Source organism: Mesorhizobium sp. WSM4833 (assembly GCF_055811095.1).
Genome location: NZ_JBVVQG010000008.1, coordinates 64,550 through 82,229, shown reverse-complemented (window position 1 = coordinate 82,229; position 17,680 = coordinate 64,550). Strand labels below are relative to the sequence as shown.

Genomic DNA, 17,680 nt, shown 5'->3' with positions numbered 1-17,680 from the left:
TCAGCCGGAGACGCCGAGCTTCTTCTGCAGGCTGGTCGATGAGGTCGTGTACTGGAAAACGATGCGCTCGCCGGGGCTGATGATGCGCTTGGCGGCCTGCGCCATCAGCGCCACTTCGTGGAAACCCGACAGGATCAGCTTCAGCTTGCCCGGATACCAGTTGATGTCGCCGACCGCGAAGATGCCGGGCACCGATGTCTGGAATTTTTCGGTATCGACCGGAATGAGGTTCTCGTGAAGGTTGAGACCCCACTCCGCGATCGGTCCGAGCTTCATGGTCAGGCCGAAGAACGGCAGCATGCGCGTGCAAGGCACCTCGACGTCGCCATCCGGTCCCTTGATGGTGGCCGATGACAACTGGCCGTCGGCACCGGTCAATCCGGTCACCTGGCCGACCTGGAATTCGAGCTGCTTCATCTCCTGCATGGCATACATCTTGTTGACGCTGTCGGGAGCGGCGCGGAACTCAGGCCGCCGGTGCACCAGCGTCACGCTCTTTGCCACCGGCTGCAAGTTCAGCGTCCAGTCGAGCGCCGAGTCGCCGCCGCCGACAATGACGAGGTCGTGGCCGCGAAAATCCTCCATCCGGCGCACCGAATAGAAGACGCTCTTGCCTTCATAGGGCTCGATGCCGGGGATCGGCGGACGCTTGGGCTGGAAGGAGCCGCCGCCGGCGGCAATCACCACCACCTTGGCCTCGAACACCTCGTTTTCGTCGGTGGTGACGCGAAAACTGCCGTCCTCCAGTTTTTCCAGGCTGGAAACCATTCGGTTGTAGCTGAAATCGGGCTTGAACGGCGCGATCTGCTCGAGCAATTTGTCGACCAGCCCCTGCGCCGAGATCGAAGGCCAGCCTGGAATGTCGTAGATCGGCTTTTCCGGATAGAGTTCGGCGCATTGGCCGCCCGGCCGATCGAGAATGTCGATCAGGTGGCACTTCATGTCGAACAGGCCGAGCTCGAACACGGCAAACAGGCCGACCGGCCCTGCCCCGACAATAAGCACGTCTGTCCTGGTGATGTCGGTCATGCCTGTGCCTCGCTGCGCATGACCCCGAAAATCGGATCGATTTTCGGAAAGGATCACGCGCAAATAAAAGTGCTACAGCGTCCTTTGCGCGTCCAAGAGGACGCGCGGCGCTGTGGTGAAACAGCAGGACACTGCATGACCATCGCCCCGCTGCCAAGCCACAGCGGGAAAAATCAGTTGGCAAAAGGTTGCGCTTATCCCTGGCGGGCAGGCACCCGCACGACCAAGCCGTCAAGCGCATCGCGGACCTTGATCTGGCATGACAGGCGCGAGTTGGGCTGGACGTCGTAGGCGAAGTCCAGCATGTCCTCTTCCATCGCTTCCGGCTCGCCGACTTCAGCCGTCCAGGCTTCGTCGACATAGACGTGACAGGTGGCACAGGCGCAGGCACCGCCGCATTCGGCTTCGATCCCGGGCACGGCGTTGCGGATCGCGTTCTCCATGACCGTAGAGCCGTTCTCGGCGTCCATGTCGAAATGCGTGCCGTCATGGGCAATGAAAGTCAGCTTGGTCATTTGTCACCTGAAGGGAGTTGCAGCCGAGATAATCACTCCGGCTGACAAGTCAACTGCCGCATGAAAGCGCCGCCCGATGACGTTTTTCCGCAAATCGGATTCGGCGCGGATTCAGCGGTTGATGGCGGCGATGAAATCGCGCACTTCGTCGATCAGCGTACCAAGCCGCTTGAGCGTCTGGCCGTCTTCCGGCCGGTGCTCGATCTCGGTGGCGCAATCGGCGATGGCAAAGGCGCCCACGCCCCGTGCCGAACCCTTTAATCCATGGGCGAGCAGAAGCCGGTCCTTGATATCGGCGTCGACTATTCTGTCGCGCACGGACAGCGCCTGCTGTACAAATAGCGCCAGAACCTCTTGCTCAAGGCTGCGGTCACCCATTGTCTGGCGGGCAAGGTGTGCCAAATCGACCGGCCGTGACCGTCTTGGTCCGGATACATCTCCCCCGGGCATTGAGAAGGCGATGCCGCTTTCGCCACGCATGAACTCGAACTCCGTTTCTTCGACTCACCCAAAAACCTAGGCGAATCCAGTGGACAACGGGTTAATGAATGGCCCGGAAAAATGTTGCCAAAGCGGCGTCCAAATCACAGTTCCGTTAACCTTATATTTAAAGTTTTACGTATCCCGCGGAATGCATGTTTTCTTTACCCCCCTGTGTCATTACGATACGAGGGGTCCATTTTCAGCCTCCTGCGCGGGGCAAGACAAACAGAATTATAAGCCCGCGGCAGCTAGTACAGGGTAGCGAAGGCATGGCAAAGAAACCGACGACGAGAACTCTCGACAGCGAAGTGGCCAGGGAACTGGAAAAGGCGCTCGATCTCGACCTCAGCAATGAGATCGGCAGCGGCGACCTCGATATCGCGGCTTCGATGGAGGATCTTGAAGCGCAGATATCCCAGGCGGCCGACGAGCTGGCGCGCGAGGGACGCAATCATAAGCCGGAACAGAACCCGGAGCCGGTGGTCAACCAAAACCAGGCCGCGAAACCCGCGCCCAAGGCCAAACCTGCCGAATTGCGCCCCGTGGAACCGCGCAATGGCGCCCAGCCCGCAGGTTTCGCGCCGGCCAATGACGATCGCCAGAAGGATTACAAGACGCTCCTGCACAGCCTCAACAGGCGTGCCTCGAACACCATTTACTGGGTCGTCGCCTTCGTTTCGCTCGCCTGGTTCGCCGGTGCCGGTGGTTTGGCCAATCTGCTTTTCGGACCGAGCATCTGGAGAATCCGCACGCTCGACCAGTTCCTCGCCCGTCCGGAACTGATCGGCCTCGCCGTCGCGGCCATCGTGCCCGTCATCCTGTTCTGGGCCTTCGCCGCCATGATTCGCCGCGCCCAGGAAATGCGCATCGCCGCACAGTCGATGACCGAAGTGGCCTTCCGCCTGACCGAGCCGGAAAACCTTGCCCAGGATCGCGTCATGATGATCGGCCAGGCCGTTCGTCGCGAGGTCGCGGCGATGGGCGAAGGCATCGAACGCACGCTTGCCCGCGCCGTCGAACTGGAAACGCTTGTCCACAGCGAAGTCAACCAGATCGAACGCTCCTATTCCGAGAATGAATCCCGCATCCGTTCGCTGGTTGACGGCCTCGGCAGCGAGCGCGAAGCCGTCGTCACCCATGCCGAGCGCGTCCGCGCCTCGATTACCGGCGCGCATGAGACGCTGAAGGACGAGATCGGCGCGGCTTCCGACATCATTCGCGACTCGATCCTCAATGCATCGACCAAATTGTCGATGACAATCACCAATTCCGGCGACACGCTGATCGACCGCATCAACGAAAGCTCGATGTCGATCTTCGATTCCGTCGAAGGCCGGCTCGATTCGATCACCGACCGCCTGTCGACCTCGGGCGAGGCCTTCGCCAGCCTTCTCGACACCCGCATTGCCAAGCTGACGGACACCACGGACGGACTGACGCGGTCGTTGACCGATCTGCTCGACGATCGCACCACCGGCATGGTGTCGCTGCTTGGCGGCGCCGCGCGCACCCTCAATTCCGAATTCGAGGCCAGCCTCAACGGCATCGAGCGCACGCTCGCCGAACGCGGCCAGGCGCTGATCAGCGAGTTCCAGACCCGCGCCGAGGCGCTCGACACCGGAACGCAGAAGCTCAATGCGGCACTCGAGGCCCGCGCCCGCCAGATCAATGAAACGCTGGTCGAGCGCGCCCGCGAAATCGCGCACACCTTCGCCGAGAGCAAGGACACGCTGTCGGCGATGATCGATCAGGGCAAGACCCAGATCGGCGCCGACATGGCCGACATCGTCACTTCGACCTCCTCTATGCTCGAAGCCCGCGCCAGCGACTTCGCCGGACGCATGGAAGCCGCCCGTCACGTCGTGTCGCGTTCGTTCGACAGTGACATCCAGCGGCTCGCCGACGCCCGCGTCGGCATCGAGGAAGCTGTCGAGAACCACAGCAGGAAACTGTCCGAAAGCCGCGAGCGCATGGCCGCGGCCATGGAGGCCGACCTGGCGAAGTTCGCCGAGGGCCGCGCCGGCATCGATGCGGCAGTAACCAACCAGGTGCAGAAGCTGGCCGAAGGCCGCAGCCTGATCTCGCGCGCTCTCGAAGAGGATCTGCGCAAGGTCAATGAATCGCGGGCGGCCATCGATGCATCGCTCGGCAGCCATCTCGAAAGGCTGGAAGAAGGTCGCAACAGGCTCTCTATTGCCTTGAATGAAGACTCCGGGAAGCTGGTGCAAGCTCGTACGATCATTGATGAAATGGTCGCCGGACATGTCGGAAAACTCGCCGAGGGCCGCAACATTCTGTCGCGCGCTTTGGAAGCCGATCTCGGAAAACTGTCCGACAGCCGCGCCGACATCGACGGTCTGGTCGCCGGTCAGGTGGAAAAAATCGCCGAAGGCCGCGCCGTGCTCGCCAAGGCGTTGGAAAACGACATCGTCGGCATCAAGAGCCTCATCGAAACCCATTCCGCCAAACTGGCGGAAGACCGCACGCAGCTTTCCCATTCGCTCGACAATGATCTGTCCGGCATACGCGGCCTGATCGAAAGCCATTCGGGACGGTTGGCCGAGGACCGCAGCCTGCTGTCGCAGACCCTTGAAGCCGACCTTGCCAAGCTGGCCGAAAGCCGTTCGAGCATCGACGGTCTGGTCGCCGGTCAGGTCGAGAAGCTGGCGGAAGGCCGCGACATTCTCAAGCGCGCGCTGGAATCCGACCTGAACACGATCAAGGGCGTTATCTCAAGCCAGTCGGAAAAGCTGGCCGAGGATCGCGGTCAGCTTTCCCGGGTCCTGGAAGCCGACCTGCAGAATGTGAACAGCGTCATCGCCGATCACATGAACAAGCTTGTCCAAGACCGCTCCGCCCTGTCCAGGGCCCTTGAGGACGACCTCGCCAAGCTGGCCGACAGCCGTTCCAGCATCGACGGGTTGGTTGCGGGTCAGGTCGAGAAGTTGTCCGAGGGCCGAGATATCCTGCGGCGCGCTCTGGAATCCGACCTCAACGCGATCAAGGGGACCATTGCCGACCAGTCGCAGAAACTGGTCGATGACCGGGCACAGTTCGCCCGGGCACTCGAGGCTGACCTCGAAAGCGTCAATGGCTTGGTCAACAGCCATTCCGAAAGACTCGTCCAGGATCGTTCGACGCTGTCGAAAGCGCTTGAAGCCGACCTCGAAAACGTCGGTGGCCTCGTCAACAGCCACGCGGAAAGGCTTGTCCAGGAGCGCTCGACCCTGTCCAAGGCGCTCGAGGACGATCTTGCCAAACTGGCCGAGAGCCGCTCAAGCATCGACGGTCTGGTCGCCGGCCAGGTCGAAAAACTCGCCGAAGGTCGCGATGTTCTCAAGCGCGCGCTGGAAGCCGATCTCGCCAAGTTGGCCGAAAGCCGCTCCAGCATCGACGGTCTGGTTGCCGGCCAGGTCGAGAAGCTGGCCGAGGGCCGCGACATTCTCAAACGCGCCCTCGAAGCCGACCTGCAGAAGCTGACCGAAAGCCGCAGCGACATCGACGACGTCATCGCCGGACATGTCGGCAAGCTGTCCGAAGGCCGCAATATGTTGACCCGCGCGCTGGAAGACGATCTCGGCAAGCTCGCCGAGACCCGCAAGGACGTTGACCGCTCGCTGTCGGGCCATATCGACCAGATCGCTGCCAGAAGCACCGGCATTTCCGACGCGATCGCTGCCGATGTCGAGAAGATCGAGCAGGCGTTCAGTCGCCAGACCGGCATCATCGAGGAGCGCGCCGGCACCATGGAACGTGCGCTCTCGACAGGCGTCGACAACGTCCGCGCCGTGCTCGAGAAGAGCGCCGTGTTTGTCGCCGGCGCCCTGCGCGAAAAGGTGCTGGAAGTCACCAGCACCCTGCACGAGCAGGCCGGTGCCGCGTTCAGCGACGCCGACCGCAAGATCGCCGAGCGCGCCGAGCAGACCTCCGCGGCCCTGCTGGCGCGGGCCGAAGACATCGCCCGCACCTTCGAGGAGGCCGACCGTCGCCTGCACGCCCGTGCAGAAGATACGTCGAACGCCTTGCTTGCCCGCGCGGACGACACGTCCAGCTCGCTGCTGGCCCGTGCCCATGAAACCGCCGATCAGCTGGCCGCTCGCGCAAATCAGATCGCCGGCACCTTCGAAGCGGCAGACCAGAAGCTCGCCGCCCGCGCCCAGGAAACCGCAGATCAGCTGACCGCCCGGGCTCAGGACACCGCCGACCATCTGGCAGCTCGTGCAAGCGAAATTGCAGGCACGTTCGATGCCGCCGACCAGAAGCTGGTCGCCCGCGCCATCGAAACGGCCCAGTCGCTGGCCGCGCGCGCCGGCGACATCCTGCGCAACTTCGAAGGCGCCGACCAGCGGCTCGGCATGCGGATCGGCGAATCGGCCGAAGCGCTTGCCGCACGCGCATCGGACCTTGGCCGCATCTTCGATGCCGCCGACCAGCAGCTCGTCTCGCGCATCGCCGAGGGTTCGGAAGCGCTGTCGAGCCGCGCCTCGGAAATCGGCCGTATCTTCGACGACGCGGATCAGCGTCTGGTGTCGCGCATCGCCAGCAGCACCACCACGATCGGCGAGCATGCCGAGACGATCGTCGGCGCCTTTGCCGATACCGAGCAACGGGTTGCCGAACGCGCAAGGCGGACCGGCCAGGAAATGGCCCTGCATGCCCGCGAAATCGAGCAGGCGCTTGCCGGCGCCGACGAGCGTCTCGCCTCGAGCGCGGCGGCCGCGGCAGCCCGTGTCGAAGAGCAGGTCTCGGGCGTCGAGAACCGCCTCGCCTTTACGGCCGAGACGATGGGCCAGAAGCTCAACGAGCAGGTGTCGAACGCCGAGGCGCAACTCGTCTCGCGCGCCAATGTGATCGCCGAGACCTTCACCGCGGTTGGCCAGCATATCGGCCAGAGCACCAACGATGCCGCCAAGACGATCGGCGCCAACACCCGCGAACTCAACACCATGCTCGCGGCGCGTTCGGCCGAAATGTCGAAGATCCTCGACGAAACCGCACGGCCTTTGGTCGAGCGCTTCGCCCAGGGCGGCTCGGAACTGCAAAAGAGCATGGAAGAGGTCACAGAACGCGCCACCGAGAAGCTGCGCAGCGAGAATGCCGCACTTGTCGACGCGCTCGCCAACCGCACCGCCGAAACCTTGTCGGCGGTCGAGGGTGCCCGCTCGTCGCTGTCCGACAGCGTCGCCGACCTCATCGGCCGGATGACCAAGTCCAGTTCGCAGCTCGGTCAGCTGATCGAGCAGGCCGCGGTCAATCTCGGCCAGGTCGATGAACGCCTGAGCGGCAGCACGCAAAGCTTCGCCGCCACCACCGAGAAGGCCGCGCAGACCTTTGCCAGCTCGGCACGTCTGGTTGATTCGAACACGACTAGGCTGACGGAACTGTCGTCGTCCACCTTGCGCGAGGTCGCGTCGATTGCCACCAAGTTCGACGAGCACAGCCGCCTGCTCTCCAGTGCTTCGGACCTGTTGAGCTCGGCCCAGAGCAACCTCGAGCACACGCTCGAACGGCAGTCGTCGCTCGAAGACCTCGCCGTCGGCCTGGTCAAGAAGTCGGAAGATCTCGAAAGGGTCATGCGCTCGTTCGAAAATCTCGTTGGCCAGACGCTGCAGAACGCCGAAGGCAAGACGATGGAGTCGGCCGACAAGATCCGCAACGCCATCACCGACGTCGTCGACTCGGCAACCAAGCGCTTTGCCGATGCGACCGAGGAGATGCGGCGCACAGCGGGTTCGATCAAGAGCGAACTCGACCTGACCCGCGCCGAGCTCAAGAAGGGCGTCATCGAAATGCCGGAAGAGGCCAAGGAATCGACTTCGGCCATCCGCCGCGCCGTTTCCGAGCAGATCAACGCCCTGAAGGAGCTTTCGGACATCGTGGCCAAGTCCGGCCGCGGCGGTGACGGGTCCGAACCACGCAACCTGCGTCCGGCGCCGCAAGCGCCGGCCGCACGCGCTGCCGAGCCGCCGCGCCGCGCACCGGGCACGCCTCAGGCGCCCTTGGGCGGCCCTGCATTGCGCGGCACGCTCGACCTTGACCGTCCGACCGAGGCGGCACCGCGTCCGCGCGGCGATGCCAACGCCCGCACGCCGCAGGGTGGCTGGGTGCGCGATCTGCTGACCGCGGCATCGAACGAGGAGGACCTCAGGTCGGCAGCTCCCCCAGCGGCTGCGGAAGCGCCCCGCGCTACGCCTGCCCAGCGCTCGCCCCTGCATGTCGTCGAATCGCTGAACTCGCTCTCCGTCGATATCGCGCGGGCCATCGACCACGATGCTTCGATCGAGCTGTGGAACCGTTACCGGCGCGGCGAGCGTGACGTGTTCACAAGGCGGCTCTACACGCTGAAGGGTCAGCAGACGTTCGACGAGATCCGTCGCAAGTATCAGGCCGAGGCCGAGTTCCGCGCCGCCGTCGACCGCTACTGCGACGATTTCGAGAAGCTGCTCAAGGATGTCTCGCGCAACGACCGCGACAACATCATGGCGCAGACCTACCTGACGTCGGACACCGGCAAGGTCTACACCATGCTGGCGCATGCGAGCGGCCGCCTGCACTAAGACAGGAATTGAACAGGCGGGCCATGGTCCCGCCTGTGCCTGCTCTAACGTCCGGCACGCGTTGAACCTGTCCGCAACAGGTCTTGCAAGACTATCGATGCCTTCGGAATCCGCCCCAAGTCGATCTCCCGACGGCGCCATAATTCATCCACAGTACCGCTGCCCTAACGCTCGCAGGGTGTGATCGTGAAGACGGCAATCATTTTCGACTGCGAGTTTCTTTGCCTGGAGGGCTCGCAACGCAGATTCTGGTGCGCAGCCCACGATCCCGACCCGGTGATCGCACAGATCGGCGCCGTCAGGCTTGGACTTGAAGGCGACTTCCCCCTGCTCGGAACACACAAGGCCTATATCAGACCGGTCGACCGGTTTGGTCAGAGATACGCCCTGGACCCATTCTTCACCAAACTGACCGGCATCACCGAGGAAGATTTGGAGACAAAAGGGGTGGCACTAGGGGATGCCCTCGCCGACATCGATCGTTTTTCCGAAGGGGCGCGATTCTGGTCCTGGGGCAAGGACGAATTGAACATGATCGCCATCAGCTGCTATATCGCGGGCATTCAGCCTTCGATCCCGGCCACCCGGTTTGACAACGCCGTCAAGCTGCTGATCGCAGCCGGAATGCCGATCGAGGATCTGGCGAGAACGCCGAGCAACAAGCTTGCGGATTACTACGGCGTCAAGCACCCGCCATTGCAGGGGCACGATGCGCTCGATGACGCGCTGTCCGTGACCTACACCCTGCAGCACCTGATGAAGACCGGAAAGCTCCGGCCGGAGATCTTCGACCACTTGTAGGTAGAGAAGCCTGGTGGGATGAAGCCTGGTGGGATTCCGGCGCGCGTCGCGCTCAGATCACCGAATCCGTCCAGCGCACGATCTGCCCGGCGGCGTCGCCGAACGCCTTGTCGAGTGCGCTGACATAAGCAGGATTGCCGCTGCCCGAGACGGGTGCGGCTGCGGTGAAGCTCTTGGAAGCACGGACCTCGCCGTTGCGATCGTTCAGGATCCGCACGAACAGATCGACCTCGGCATGTTCGCCGCCGTCGACCCGAACCTCGAATGAGCGGATCTCGACGATCACCTGATAGTCGATCGCCAGGCCCTCGCCCGGCTTGCCGACGCCGGCAAAGCTGCCCGAGCGCTGGAAGGTCTCGGCCAGCCGCGCCTGCACGATCAGCGGCAGCCGGTCGGCCCATTGCGCGCCCTTGAGATACTGGATCGAACGATCCGACGGTTTGATGACGATGTTCTGGCTGTCCAGCGCCTTGAGCGCCGACGGCTGCGCGATCAGGATCTGGCGGCGGCTGTGGCCATGCGCGTCGACCGACGGCGCCGACAGCTCGAACGTATCGAGCGGCGCGGGCTTGCCGCCCAACGCCGCACAGCCGGCCAGCGTCAAAGCAAGCAGTGCCGCAGCCGATGTCAACCCGCCCGTTTTCACCCACACAGACTTCACGCGCGATCCCCGTTGTCCCCGGATCGTAAGATCGACCCGCTTTCGCGGCTCATGTTTCTGGGGCGCGCCGACGCCGAAGTCAACGCCGCGCCCTGCCATCGAATTGCCGAACCTCGCCGTCGCCACCCGACAGGATGCGCTGCGGATTGCGGCTGAGATCGGTTACCGCCTCCTCGATGCGGCTGATCGAACGGCGGCTGTCCTGCACCAGCGCTTCGACGTTCGAAAGCCCCTGGCCCGAGAATCGCGCCAGATTGTCGGTGATGACGCCAAGGCGCGAATTCAGCGTGTCGGCAACCTGCTTGAACGACTTCAGCGTCGCCCTGGCATCCGCCATCACGCCGTCGGCCTGCCCCGACCCGAGCAAGGTATCGACCTTGGCAAGAATGCCATCGACCCGCATCGAGGCATCGTTGAGCCGTTGCGCGAGCTGCTTTGCGTCCTTGATCGTCTGGTCGATGTCGTCGGCCCGGTTGGCGAACTTGTGGGTCACCTCCGCGATGTCGGCGGCGGCCTTGTCGGCGCTCTCGCTGGCCTTTTGGATGTTGGCGAGCGCCGAGCGCACTTGTGCGGGATCGATACCGTCGAGCACGTTGTCGACTTTGGCCAGCGTGCCTTGCGTCCGTTTGGCGAAGTCGTTGACCGACCCCACGGCTGTATCGACGTTCTTGATCACGCCGTCGAGCTGCTTCGACGTCTCCTTGAGGTTACCGGTTACTGCGTCGACATTGGCGACGATGCTCTTGATCTTGTCCTTGTCGACCGCGTTGAGAAGGCCTTCGGCCGCCTTCAGCGTGCCGTCGAGTTTGCCGGAAACGCCTTTCAGCTCATCGGCCAGCGTGCTGGCCGCGGACAGGAACTTGTCGATGCCGTCCGAATTCTTGGCCAGCGCATCGGAGAAGGTCTGGACGTTCTGGACGGTCTGCGTCAGCGGCCCGCGAACGTCCTTGGTGAAGCCTTCGAGCTCGGTCAGCACCTTGTCGGCGCGGGTAAAAATATTCTGCGCCGTCTGCAAGAGGTTGGTCACCGCCGACGGGTTGGCGACGATCTCGGCGACCTTGCCTTCCTTTTCCGCTTGGTCGAGGAGCTTTACCTCCTTGGGATCGGCGCCCTTGAGCTCGATGTTGGCCTGCCCGGTCAGGCCGGCAAGCCCGATATCGGCTTGCGTCGATTTGGTGATCGGCGTCATGCGGTCGATCTCGGTATCGGCGATGGCAACCGTCGGATTGTCGACATCGATATAGACGCGCTTGACGTCGCCGACCTTGACGCCGTTGAACAGCACGAAACTTCCGCGGCCGAGCCCGGAGGCCGAGCCCGGAATACGCACGCGCAGCAACGTCGTCTCGCCCTTGTCGCCGATCGCCGCCGTCCAGTAGACGAAGGCAAACGCCGCCAGGATCGCGGCCAGCGTGAAGATGCCGACAATGACGTAGTTGGCTCTGGTTTCCATTGTCCCACTTATGGCTATGCGCGCGCCGCAAGATCAAGTTGCCGGGCGCGTTTTCCGCGGAAATAGGACTTTACCCACGGTTCCTCGCTCTTCAGCATGTCGTCGATGGTGCCTTCGACCAGCACTTTCTTCTTGCCGAGCACGGCCACCCGGTCGCAAGCGGTGAACAGCGTGTCGAGGTCATGCGTCACCATGTAGACGGTCAGATCCATCGTATCGCGCAGCTTGACCACCAGCTCGTCGAACTCCGCCGCGCTGATCGGATCGAGACCCGATGTCGGCTCGTCGAGGAAGACGATGTCGGGATCGAGCGCCAGCGCCCGCGCCAGCGCGGCGCGCTTGATCATGCCGCCGGACAGTTCGGATGGGAATTTTTGCGCCGCGTCGGGCGGCAGCCCGACCAGCTCGATCTTGAGCATCGCCAGTTCGTCCATCAGCTTTCGCGGCAGGTCGAGATATTCGCGCATCGGCACCTGGACGTTTTCCAGCACCGTCAGCGCCGAGAACAGGGCGCCGTGCTGGAACAACACGCCAAGCCGCATGTCGATGCGCAGACGCTCGGCATCATCAGCCTTCTCGATATCGACGCCGAACAGCCTGATCGTGCCCGACTGCTTGCGTGTCAGGCCGAGAATGGTGCGCAGCAGAACGGATTTGCCAGCACCCGAGGCGCCGACAAATCCAAGGATTTCGCCGCGCCTTATGTCGAGCGACAGTCTGTCGAGGATAAGCTTGTCGGCAAAGGAAACGCTGATGTCGTGCGCGGAAAGCACGATATCGCCCTCGCCCGCGTCATCCGCCAATGCACCCGCCCTTTTTCTGTTTCGCAGCTTCATCTCAGAACTCGATCGCTGCGTAGAACATGGCAAAAAGCCCGTCGAGGATGATGACGACGAAGATCGACTTCACCACAGAGGCGGTGACGTGCTGGCCGAGCGATTCGGCGCTGCCGCCGACCTTCATGCCTTCGACCGAGGCAATCGTGCCGATGATCATGGCCATGAACGGCGCCTTGATCAGGCCCGCAAAGATGGTGCTGAGATCGATGGCGACGCGCAGCCGGTCGATGAAGGCAGCGGGCGGGATGTCGGAATAGAGCCAGGCAGCCAGGATGCCGCCGCCGAGTGCGGCGAAATTGGCGATGATGGTCAGGCACGGCAAGGCGATGACCAGCGCCACAAGGCGCGGAAAGACCAGGACGCCGATCGGGTTAAGTCCGATGACCTTCAGCGCGTCGACCTCCTCGCGCATCTTCATCGAGCCGATCTCGGCGGTGATCGCGCTGCCGGAGCGGCCGGCGATCATGATCGCCGTCATCAGCACGCCCAGTTCGCGCAGGATCAGCACGCCGACGAGGTCGACGACGAAGATATCGGCGCCGAAATAGCTGAGCTGATAGGCGCCCTGCTGGGCAACGATGGCGCCGACGATCGCCGACATCAGCACCACCACCGGAATGGCGCCGACGCCCATACGGTCGATCTGGTTGAAAATCGCCGCCGGGTTGACCGCATGGCCACGGCCGAGCTTCATCTGCGCGCCACGGATGGTGGCGCCGAGGATGTTCATCGAGGCCAGAAAATCGTCGCGCATCTCGTAGACCCGGCGGCCAACCGCCTCCAGCGCGCGAATGACGATGTTGGGCGGTCGCACCGGGCCGGATTCGGGTTCGCGCCGCACGGCCTCGCCGACAGCTTCGAGCAGGATCGAAGCGATCTCGCTCTGGCCTTGCATCTGGATCTCGACACCCTTCTTCTCGAAGGCGCTGACCAGCCGGTCGATCAGCCAGGCGCCGGCAGTGTCCATCTTCTCGATCTTGGAAACATCGAGCGCCAAGGTTTTGAAGCCGCTTCGCTTTTCGATCTTGCGCATGTCGGCGTCGACGAGTGCAACGGTCCGTGTCGTCCAGATTCCGGAGAAAGCGCAGCCAAGAACGCCGTCCTCCTCGCCGATCGCCACGCGCGGTTCGTGGTCAGCCTCCCCTGCGGTCGTGCCGCTTGCGTCGCGCTTGCCGATGGTCAACATGGCGTCCTGTTTAGCCTGACGGGTCTGACCTGTCGATTTGCCGACAACGCTTGTCGCACAGCAGGAGCAGAAAAATATGGCGCGTGTCATTTCGGTCGAGGCCGAGCGTTTTCCCATCGCCGGAACCTTCACCATTTCGCGCGGTTCCAAGACCGAAGCCGAAGTGATCTCCTGCACGATCAGCGACGGCGGCCACTTCGGCCGCGGCGAATGCGTCCCCTACAAGCGCTATGGCGAGACCATTGAGGGCGTGCGCGAGGCGATCGACGCGATGCGCGGCCGGATCGCCGATGGCATCAGCCGCAGCGCCTTGCTCGATGCCATGCCGGCCGGAGCCGCCCGCAACGCCATAGACTGCGCCCTATGGGATCTGGAGGCGAAGCTCAGCGGAACATCGGTGGCGGTTGCGATAGGCGCTGTTCCCTTGCAGGCGCTCGAAACCGCCTACACGCTGTCGCTGGGCGAGCCGGAGGCGATGGCGGCGCAGGCCCGCGCCAATGCGGCGCGGCCGCTGCTCAAGGTCAAGATCGGCGGCGACAACGACATTGCCCGCATCCGGGCGGTCAGGCAGGCAGCGCCAGACAGCCGCATCATCCTCGACGCCAATGAGGGCTGGAGCGACGACAACATCGTTGCGAACCTCGCCTTTGCCGCCGAACAAGGCATCGCGCTGATCGAACAGCCGCTGCCGGCCGGTCATGACGAGATCCTGCGCCATATCGCGCATCCGGTGCCGATCTGCGCCGATGAAAGCGTGCACGAGGCCGAGAATCTCGAAGCGCTTGTCGGTCTTTACGATGCCGTCAACATCAAGCTCGACAAGTCGGGCGGGCTGACGGCGGCACTGGTGCTGCGCGATCGCGCCCGCGAACTCGGTTTCGGCGTGATGGTCGGCTGCATGGTCGGCACCTCATTGGCGATGGCGCCAGCGGTGCTGCTTGCCCAGCATGCCGATTTCGTCGACCTCGACGGTCCGCTGCTGCTTGCCCGCGATCGGGTACCGGGCCTTGTCTACCAGGGATCGCTGGTGTCACCGCCCGATACGGCGCTCTGGGGCTGAGCGCGCAGCAAGGCCGATCAGCGCCAGTCCGATCAACGCAATCGGGATCATGGCAAAGAAGCCGTCGACACCGAGACGGTCGTAGAGCGGGCCGGACGCTAGCGTCACCACCGCCATGAAGAAGCCGTTGGAGAAATAGGCAATGCCTTGCGCGGCACCTGTCCGCTCCTCGGAGATCGTTTCGCCGATCATCTTCTGCAGCCCGATCAGCCCCAGCGCCACCGAGACCGAGTGCAGCGACTGGACAGCGAAGAAGCCGGGAATGCCGAGGCCGAGCGGCCAGACCAGCGGAAAGGCGATCCAGCGCACGATGGAGCCGATTCCGGCCATCACCATGACCGACACGACGGAGAACCGGTCGAAAAAGCGGGTGAACATCATGAACATGCAGACTTCCGACACCACGCCCCAAGCCCATAAGAGACCGACTACCGAATCGCCGAGGCCGATCGACTTCCAGTAGATGGAGACGAAACCGTAGAGGAATGCGTGGCTGGCGGTGATGACGCCGACGCCCGTGGAAAAATACAGGAAATACGGGTTGAGAAGCTTCGGCGCTGAATGCTGGATGTCGGTGGCCGACAGCGGCGAGGCGCGCCGCGGACGGCCAAGGCGCGGCGCCAGCAGGCCGGCGGCAAGGGCGGCGGCAAACGCCACCAGAATGATAACCGGAACGGCTTGTGAACCGGTTACCGACAGAATGAAGCCGCCGGCGATATTGGCGAACAAATAGGAGATCGAGCCCCATTTGCGCATGCTTGTGTAGTTCGAACCGAAGCGGCGGACACCCGAAAGAGCCAGCGAATCGGCGATCGGCGAATGCGGCGTCCAGACGATGGTCAGCGCCAGCGAGACCGCCAGCACCATCGCATAGGTGGGTGTCAGGAAATAACCTGCCGACAAAAGCAGCGACGCAGCCATCAGCGCGACATAGACGTCGGCGCGGTCCCTGGCACGGTCGGCCAGCGCGGTCAGCAGCGGCGTCGTCACCACGCGCAGGAACATCGGCGCCGCCAGAATGATCGCGATCTGCTCGGCATGAAAACCCTTGGCCTGCAGCCACAACGGAAAATACGGCAAGTGCGTTCCGAGCGGCACGAAAAGCGTCGCGAAGATCAGGCTCATGCGCAGTTCGAAATGGCGCGGCTTGACGAGTTGTTCGGGCGAGAGCTGCGGCAGGGACATGAATCGATCCAATCGCGCTGTATTCGACCGGAGGGCAACGCGTATCGATCCCTTAACATGGACGAAAACCGGACGAAACCGGTTGGACTAATTGATTGATTCCGAAGCCGAAAAGACTTCGGACTAGGCCGCCTGCCCTACCCGGTCCTCGATGAGCAGCGGGATAAAGGGCTCGTCCGGCGCCTCGGGCAGCACCTGCGCCCAGGTCAGGATTTCCATGCGGCCGTCAAAATGCTCGACCACAGCCGTACAACTTTCCACCCAGTCGCCGGTGTTGATGTACTGGACATCGCCAAAATTTTCGATGACGGCATGATGGATGTGGCCACAGATGACGCCATCGACATGCGAACGGCGCGCCTCGTCGGCAAGCATGGTCTGGAACGAGCCGATGAAGTTCACCGCCTTCTTGACGTTGTGCTTGGCCCAGGACGAAAACGACCAATAAGGCAGGCCGAGCAGTTGGCGCAGCCGCGTCACCACGCGGTTGACCAGCATGGCCGCGTCATAGGCGTGGTCACCGAGATAGGCGAGCCAGCGCGCATTGTGGACCACGGTGTCGAACTGGTCGCCATGGATGACGAGCAGCCGCTTGCCGTCGGCGGTCTCGTGGATGGCGCGATCGGCAACGACGATGCCACCGAAATGCACGCCCTGGAACTGGCGGGCGAACTCGTCATGGTTGCCGGCGATGTAGGTGATGTTGGCGCCCTTGCGCGCCTTGCGCAGCAGTTTCTGCACGACGTCGTTGTGGCTTTGCGGCCAATGCCAGCTCCGCCGCAGCCGCCAGCCATCAACGATGTCACCCACCAGATAGATGATATCGGCATCGTGATATCGAAGGAAATCGATCAGGAACTCGGCCTTGGCCGCCTTCGAGCCCAGATGGACGTCGGAAATGAACATGCTGCGGAAAGTGCGGGGCTCTTGGCCGGACATCGCGATTTCACCCTTGCTTTCGCGCAGGCTATGCCCCGATTCATGCAACAACCGTATGACGGTTGCGATTGGTCCAGCCGAAGGACTAGCTTGCCGGCCAAATCACAGGAGAAATCGTCATGGATCTTGGTATCCGCGGAAAGAAGGCCATCGTCTGCGCTTCGAGCAAGGGACTTGGGCGCGGTTGCGCCATGGCGCTGGCGGAAGCCGGCTGCGACGTCGTCGTCAACGGACGCAATGCGGAGCTGGTGGCGAAAACCGCCGCTGAGTTGCGCGAGCGCTATGGCGTCACGGTGACGGAAGTCGTCGGCGACGTCTCGAAGCCGGAGGTGCAGAAGGCGCTGCTCGTGGCTTGCCCCGAGCCGGACATCCTGGTCAACAACAATGGCGGACCGCCGCTTCGCGACTTCCGCACGCTTGATCGCGAAAAGATCCTCGAAGGCGTTACCCAGAACATGGTGACTCCGATCGAGCTCGTGCAGGCCGTGCTGGACGGCATGGCGGCGCGCGGCTTCGGCCGCATCGTCAACATCACCTCGCTGTCGGTCTATGTGCCCATTCCCGGCCTCGACCTGTCGTCCGGCGCGCGTGCCGGCCTGACCTCGTTCCTTGCCGGCGTGGCCAGAACGGTTGTCGACCGCAACGTCACCATCAACAGCCTTCTGCCGGGCAAGCTCGACACCGACCGGCTGCGCGGCCCGCATGAGGCCGGCACAGTCGAAAGCCCTGAGGCCGCAGCCGCGCGCAAGACCCGCATCAGCGCCGATGTTCCGGCCAAGCGGCTCGGCACGCCGGAGGAATTCGGCCAGATCTGCGCCTTCCTGTGCTCGGTCCATGCCGGCTATCTGACCGGGCAGAACATACCGGTCGATGGTGGTCTTTACGTCAGCGCCTTTTGATCAACTTATCCGTGAAACGGTCGGAGCCGTCCGTCAGAAAATCGTCATAAGTATTTGATTGTTCAAGGTTTTC

Annotated in this window: 13 protein-coding genes; 4 read left to right on the top strand and 9 right to left on the bottom strand. The window is 63.1% G+C overall.

From position 1 onward, the window contains the following. The 3 genes from AC0L2D_RS17460 to AC0L2D_RS17450 all read right to left on the bottom strand — a co-directional run bounded on the left by AC0L2D_RS17460 (window position 1) and on the right by AC0L2D_RS17450 (window position 2,024). Complete coding sequence (locus AC0L2D_RS17460) at window positions 1-1,029, bottom strand: NAD(P)/FAD-dependent oxidoreductase (protein ID WP_013531877.1); 1,029 nt, start codon at window positions 1,027-1,029, stop codon at window positions 1-3. Window positions 1,030-1,223: 194 nt separating this feature from the next. Next, window positions 1,224-1,544: a 2Fe-2S iron-sulfur cluster-binding protein gene (locus tag AC0L2D_RS17455; RefSeq protein WP_013531878.1), complete on the bottom strand. Its 321-nt coding sequence runs from the start codon at window positions 1,542-1,544 to the stop codon at window positions 1,224-1,226. 111 nt (window positions 1,545-1,655) lie between these two features. Then, window positions 1,656-2,024, bottom strand: coding sequence for an Hpt domain-containing protein (locus tag AC0L2D_RS17450; protein WP_023813039.1), 369 nt, complete (start codon window positions 2,022-2,024; stop codon window positions 1,656-1,658). Between the two features lie 272 nt (window positions 2,025-2,296). On the opposite strand from AC0L2D_RS17450, the gene AC0L2D_RS17445 reads away from it, so the two are divergent. Together AC0L2D_RS17445 and AC0L2D_RS17440 are read left to right on the top strand one after the other, a co-directional pair. Further along, window positions 2,297-8,584 (top strand): coiled-coil domain-containing protein, encoded by a 6,288-nt coding sequence (locus AC0L2D_RS17445; RefSeq protein WP_473541659.1) that lies wholly within the window; start codon window positions 2,297-2,299, stop codon window positions 8,582-8,584. Between the two features lie 186 nt (window positions 8,585-8,770). Further along, entirely contained in the window at window positions 8,771-9,385 is a 615-nt protein-coding gene (locus tag AC0L2D_RS17440) for a 3'-5' exonuclease (RefSeq protein WP_473541658.1), read from the top strand. A 52-nt stretch (window positions 9,386-9,437) separates the two neighbouring features. Here AC0L2D_RS17440 and AC0L2D_RS17435 read toward each other — a convergent pair whose 3' ends face one another. The 4 genes from AC0L2D_RS17435 to AC0L2D_RS17420 all read right to left on the bottom strand — a co-directional run bounded on the left by AC0L2D_RS17435 (window position 9,438) and on the right by AC0L2D_RS17420 (window position 13,524). After that, on the bottom strand, window positions 9,438-10,046 hold the full coding sequence (locus AC0L2D_RS17435; RefSeq protein WP_407067818.1) for an ABC-type transport auxiliary lipoprotein family protein: 609 nt from the start codon (window positions 10,044-10,046) through the stop codon (window positions 9,438-9,440). 79 nt (window positions 10,047-10,125) lie between these two features. Continuing rightward, entirely contained in the window at window positions 10,126-11,499 is a 1,374-nt protein-coding gene (locus tag AC0L2D_RS17430) for an MlaD family protein (RefSeq protein ID WP_473541657.1), read from the bottom strand. 14 nt (window positions 11,500-11,513) lie between these two features. Next, entirely contained in the window at window positions 11,514-12,335 is an 822-nt protein-coding gene (locus AC0L2D_RS17425; protein WP_024503546.1) for an ABC transporter ATP-binding protein, read from the bottom strand. A gap of 1 nt (window position 12,336) precedes the next feature. Beyond that, window positions 12,337-13,524 carry an MlaE family ABC transporter permease gene (locus tag AC0L2D_RS17420; protein ID WP_013531885.1) on the bottom strand — a complete coding sequence of 396 codons (1,188 nt, stop codon included), beginning with the start codon at window positions 13,522-13,524 and terminating at the stop codon, window positions 12,337-12,339. A gap of 76 nt (window positions 13,525-13,600) precedes the next feature. On the opposite strand from AC0L2D_RS17420, the gene dgcA reads away from it, so the two are divergent. After that, on the top strand, window positions 13,601-14,584 hold the full coding sequence (gene dgcA, locus AC0L2D_RS17415; RefSeq protein ID WP_473541656.1) for an N-acetyl-D-Glu racemase DgcA: 984 nt from the start codon (window positions 13,601-13,603) through the stop codon (window positions 14,582-14,584). On the opposite strand, the gene AC0L2D_RS17410 is transcribed toward dgcA, so the two are convergent. Together AC0L2D_RS17410 and AC0L2D_RS17405 are read right to left on the bottom strand one after the other, a co-directional pair. Beyond that, a complete protein-coding gene (locus AC0L2D_RS17410; RefSeq protein WP_473541655.1) occupies window positions 14,555-15,769 on the bottom strand; it encodes an MFS transporter in 1,215 nt (404 codons plus the stop codon). The genes dgcA and AC0L2D_RS17410 overlap by 30 nt on opposite strands. Window positions 15,770-15,892: 123 nt before the next feature. Continuing rightward, on the bottom strand, window positions 15,893-16,708 hold the full coding sequence (locus AC0L2D_RS17405) for a UDP-2,3-diacylglucosamine diphosphatase (RefSeq protein WP_013531888.1): 816 nt from the start codon (window positions 16,706-16,708) through the stop codon (window positions 15,893-15,895). A 119-nt stretch (window positions 16,709-16,827) separates the two neighbouring features. Here AC0L2D_RS17405 and AC0L2D_RS17400 point away from each other — a divergent pair, with 119 nt between their 5' ends. Next, window positions 16,828-17,607 carry an SDR family oxidoreductase gene (locus AC0L2D_RS17400; protein WP_064995814.1) on the top strand — a complete coding sequence of 260 codons (780 nt, stop codon included), beginning with the start codon at window positions 16,828-16,830 and terminating at the stop codon, window positions 17,605-17,607. Window positions 17,608-17,680 lie beyond the last annotated feature (73 nt).

What these genes read in the sequence shown, in the direction of transcription:
- AC0L2D_RS17450 (WP_023813039.1), bottom strand. Translation starts at nt 2,024, where the DNA reads ATGCGTGGCGAAAGCGGCATCGCCTTCTCAATGCCCGGGGGAGATGTA.
- AC0L2D_RS17460 (WP_013531877.1), bottom strand. Translation starts at nt 1,029, where the DNA reads ATGACCGACATCACCAGGACAGACGTGCTTATTGTCGGGGCAGGGCCG.
- AC0L2D_RS17430 (WP_473541657.1), bottom strand. Translation starts at nt 11,499, where the DNA reads ATGGAAACCAGAGCCAACTACGTCATTGTCGGCATCTTCACGCTGGCC.
- AC0L2D_RS17425 (WP_024503546.1), bottom strand. Translation starts at nt 12,335, where the DNA reads ATGAAGCTGCGAAACAGAAAAAGGGCGGGTGCATTGGCGGATGACGCG.
- AC0L2D_RS17400 (WP_064995814.1), top strand. Translation starts at nt 16,828, where the DNA reads ATGGATCTTGGTATCCGCGGAAAGAAGGCCATCGTCTGCGCTTCGAGC.
- AC0L2D_RS17420 (WP_013531885.1), bottom strand. Translation starts at nt 13,524, where the DNA reads ATGTTGACCATCGGCAAGCGCGACGCAAGCGGCACGACCGCAGGGGAG.
- AC0L2D_RS17455 (WP_013531878.1), bottom strand. Translation starts at nt 1,544, where the DNA reads ATGACCAAGCTGACTTTCATTGCCCATGACGGCACGCATTTCGACATG.
- AC0L2D_RS17410 (WP_473541655.1), bottom strand. Translation starts at nt 15,769, where the DNA reads ATGTCCCTGCCGCAGCTCTCGCCCGAACAACTCGTCAAGCCGCGCCAT.
- AC0L2D_RS17405 (WP_013531888.1), bottom strand. Translation starts at nt 16,708, where the DNA reads ATGTCCGGCCAAGAGCCCCGCACTTTCCGCAGCATGTTCATTTCCGAC.
- AC0L2D_RS17445 (WP_473541659.1), top strand. Translation starts at nt 2,297, where the DNA reads ATGGCAAAGAAACCGACGACGAGAACTCTCGACAGCGAAGTGGCCAGG.
- dgcA (WP_473541656.1), top strand. Translation starts at nt 13,601, where the DNA reads ATGGCGCGTGTCATTTCGGTCGAGGCCGAGCGTTTTCCCATCGCCGGA.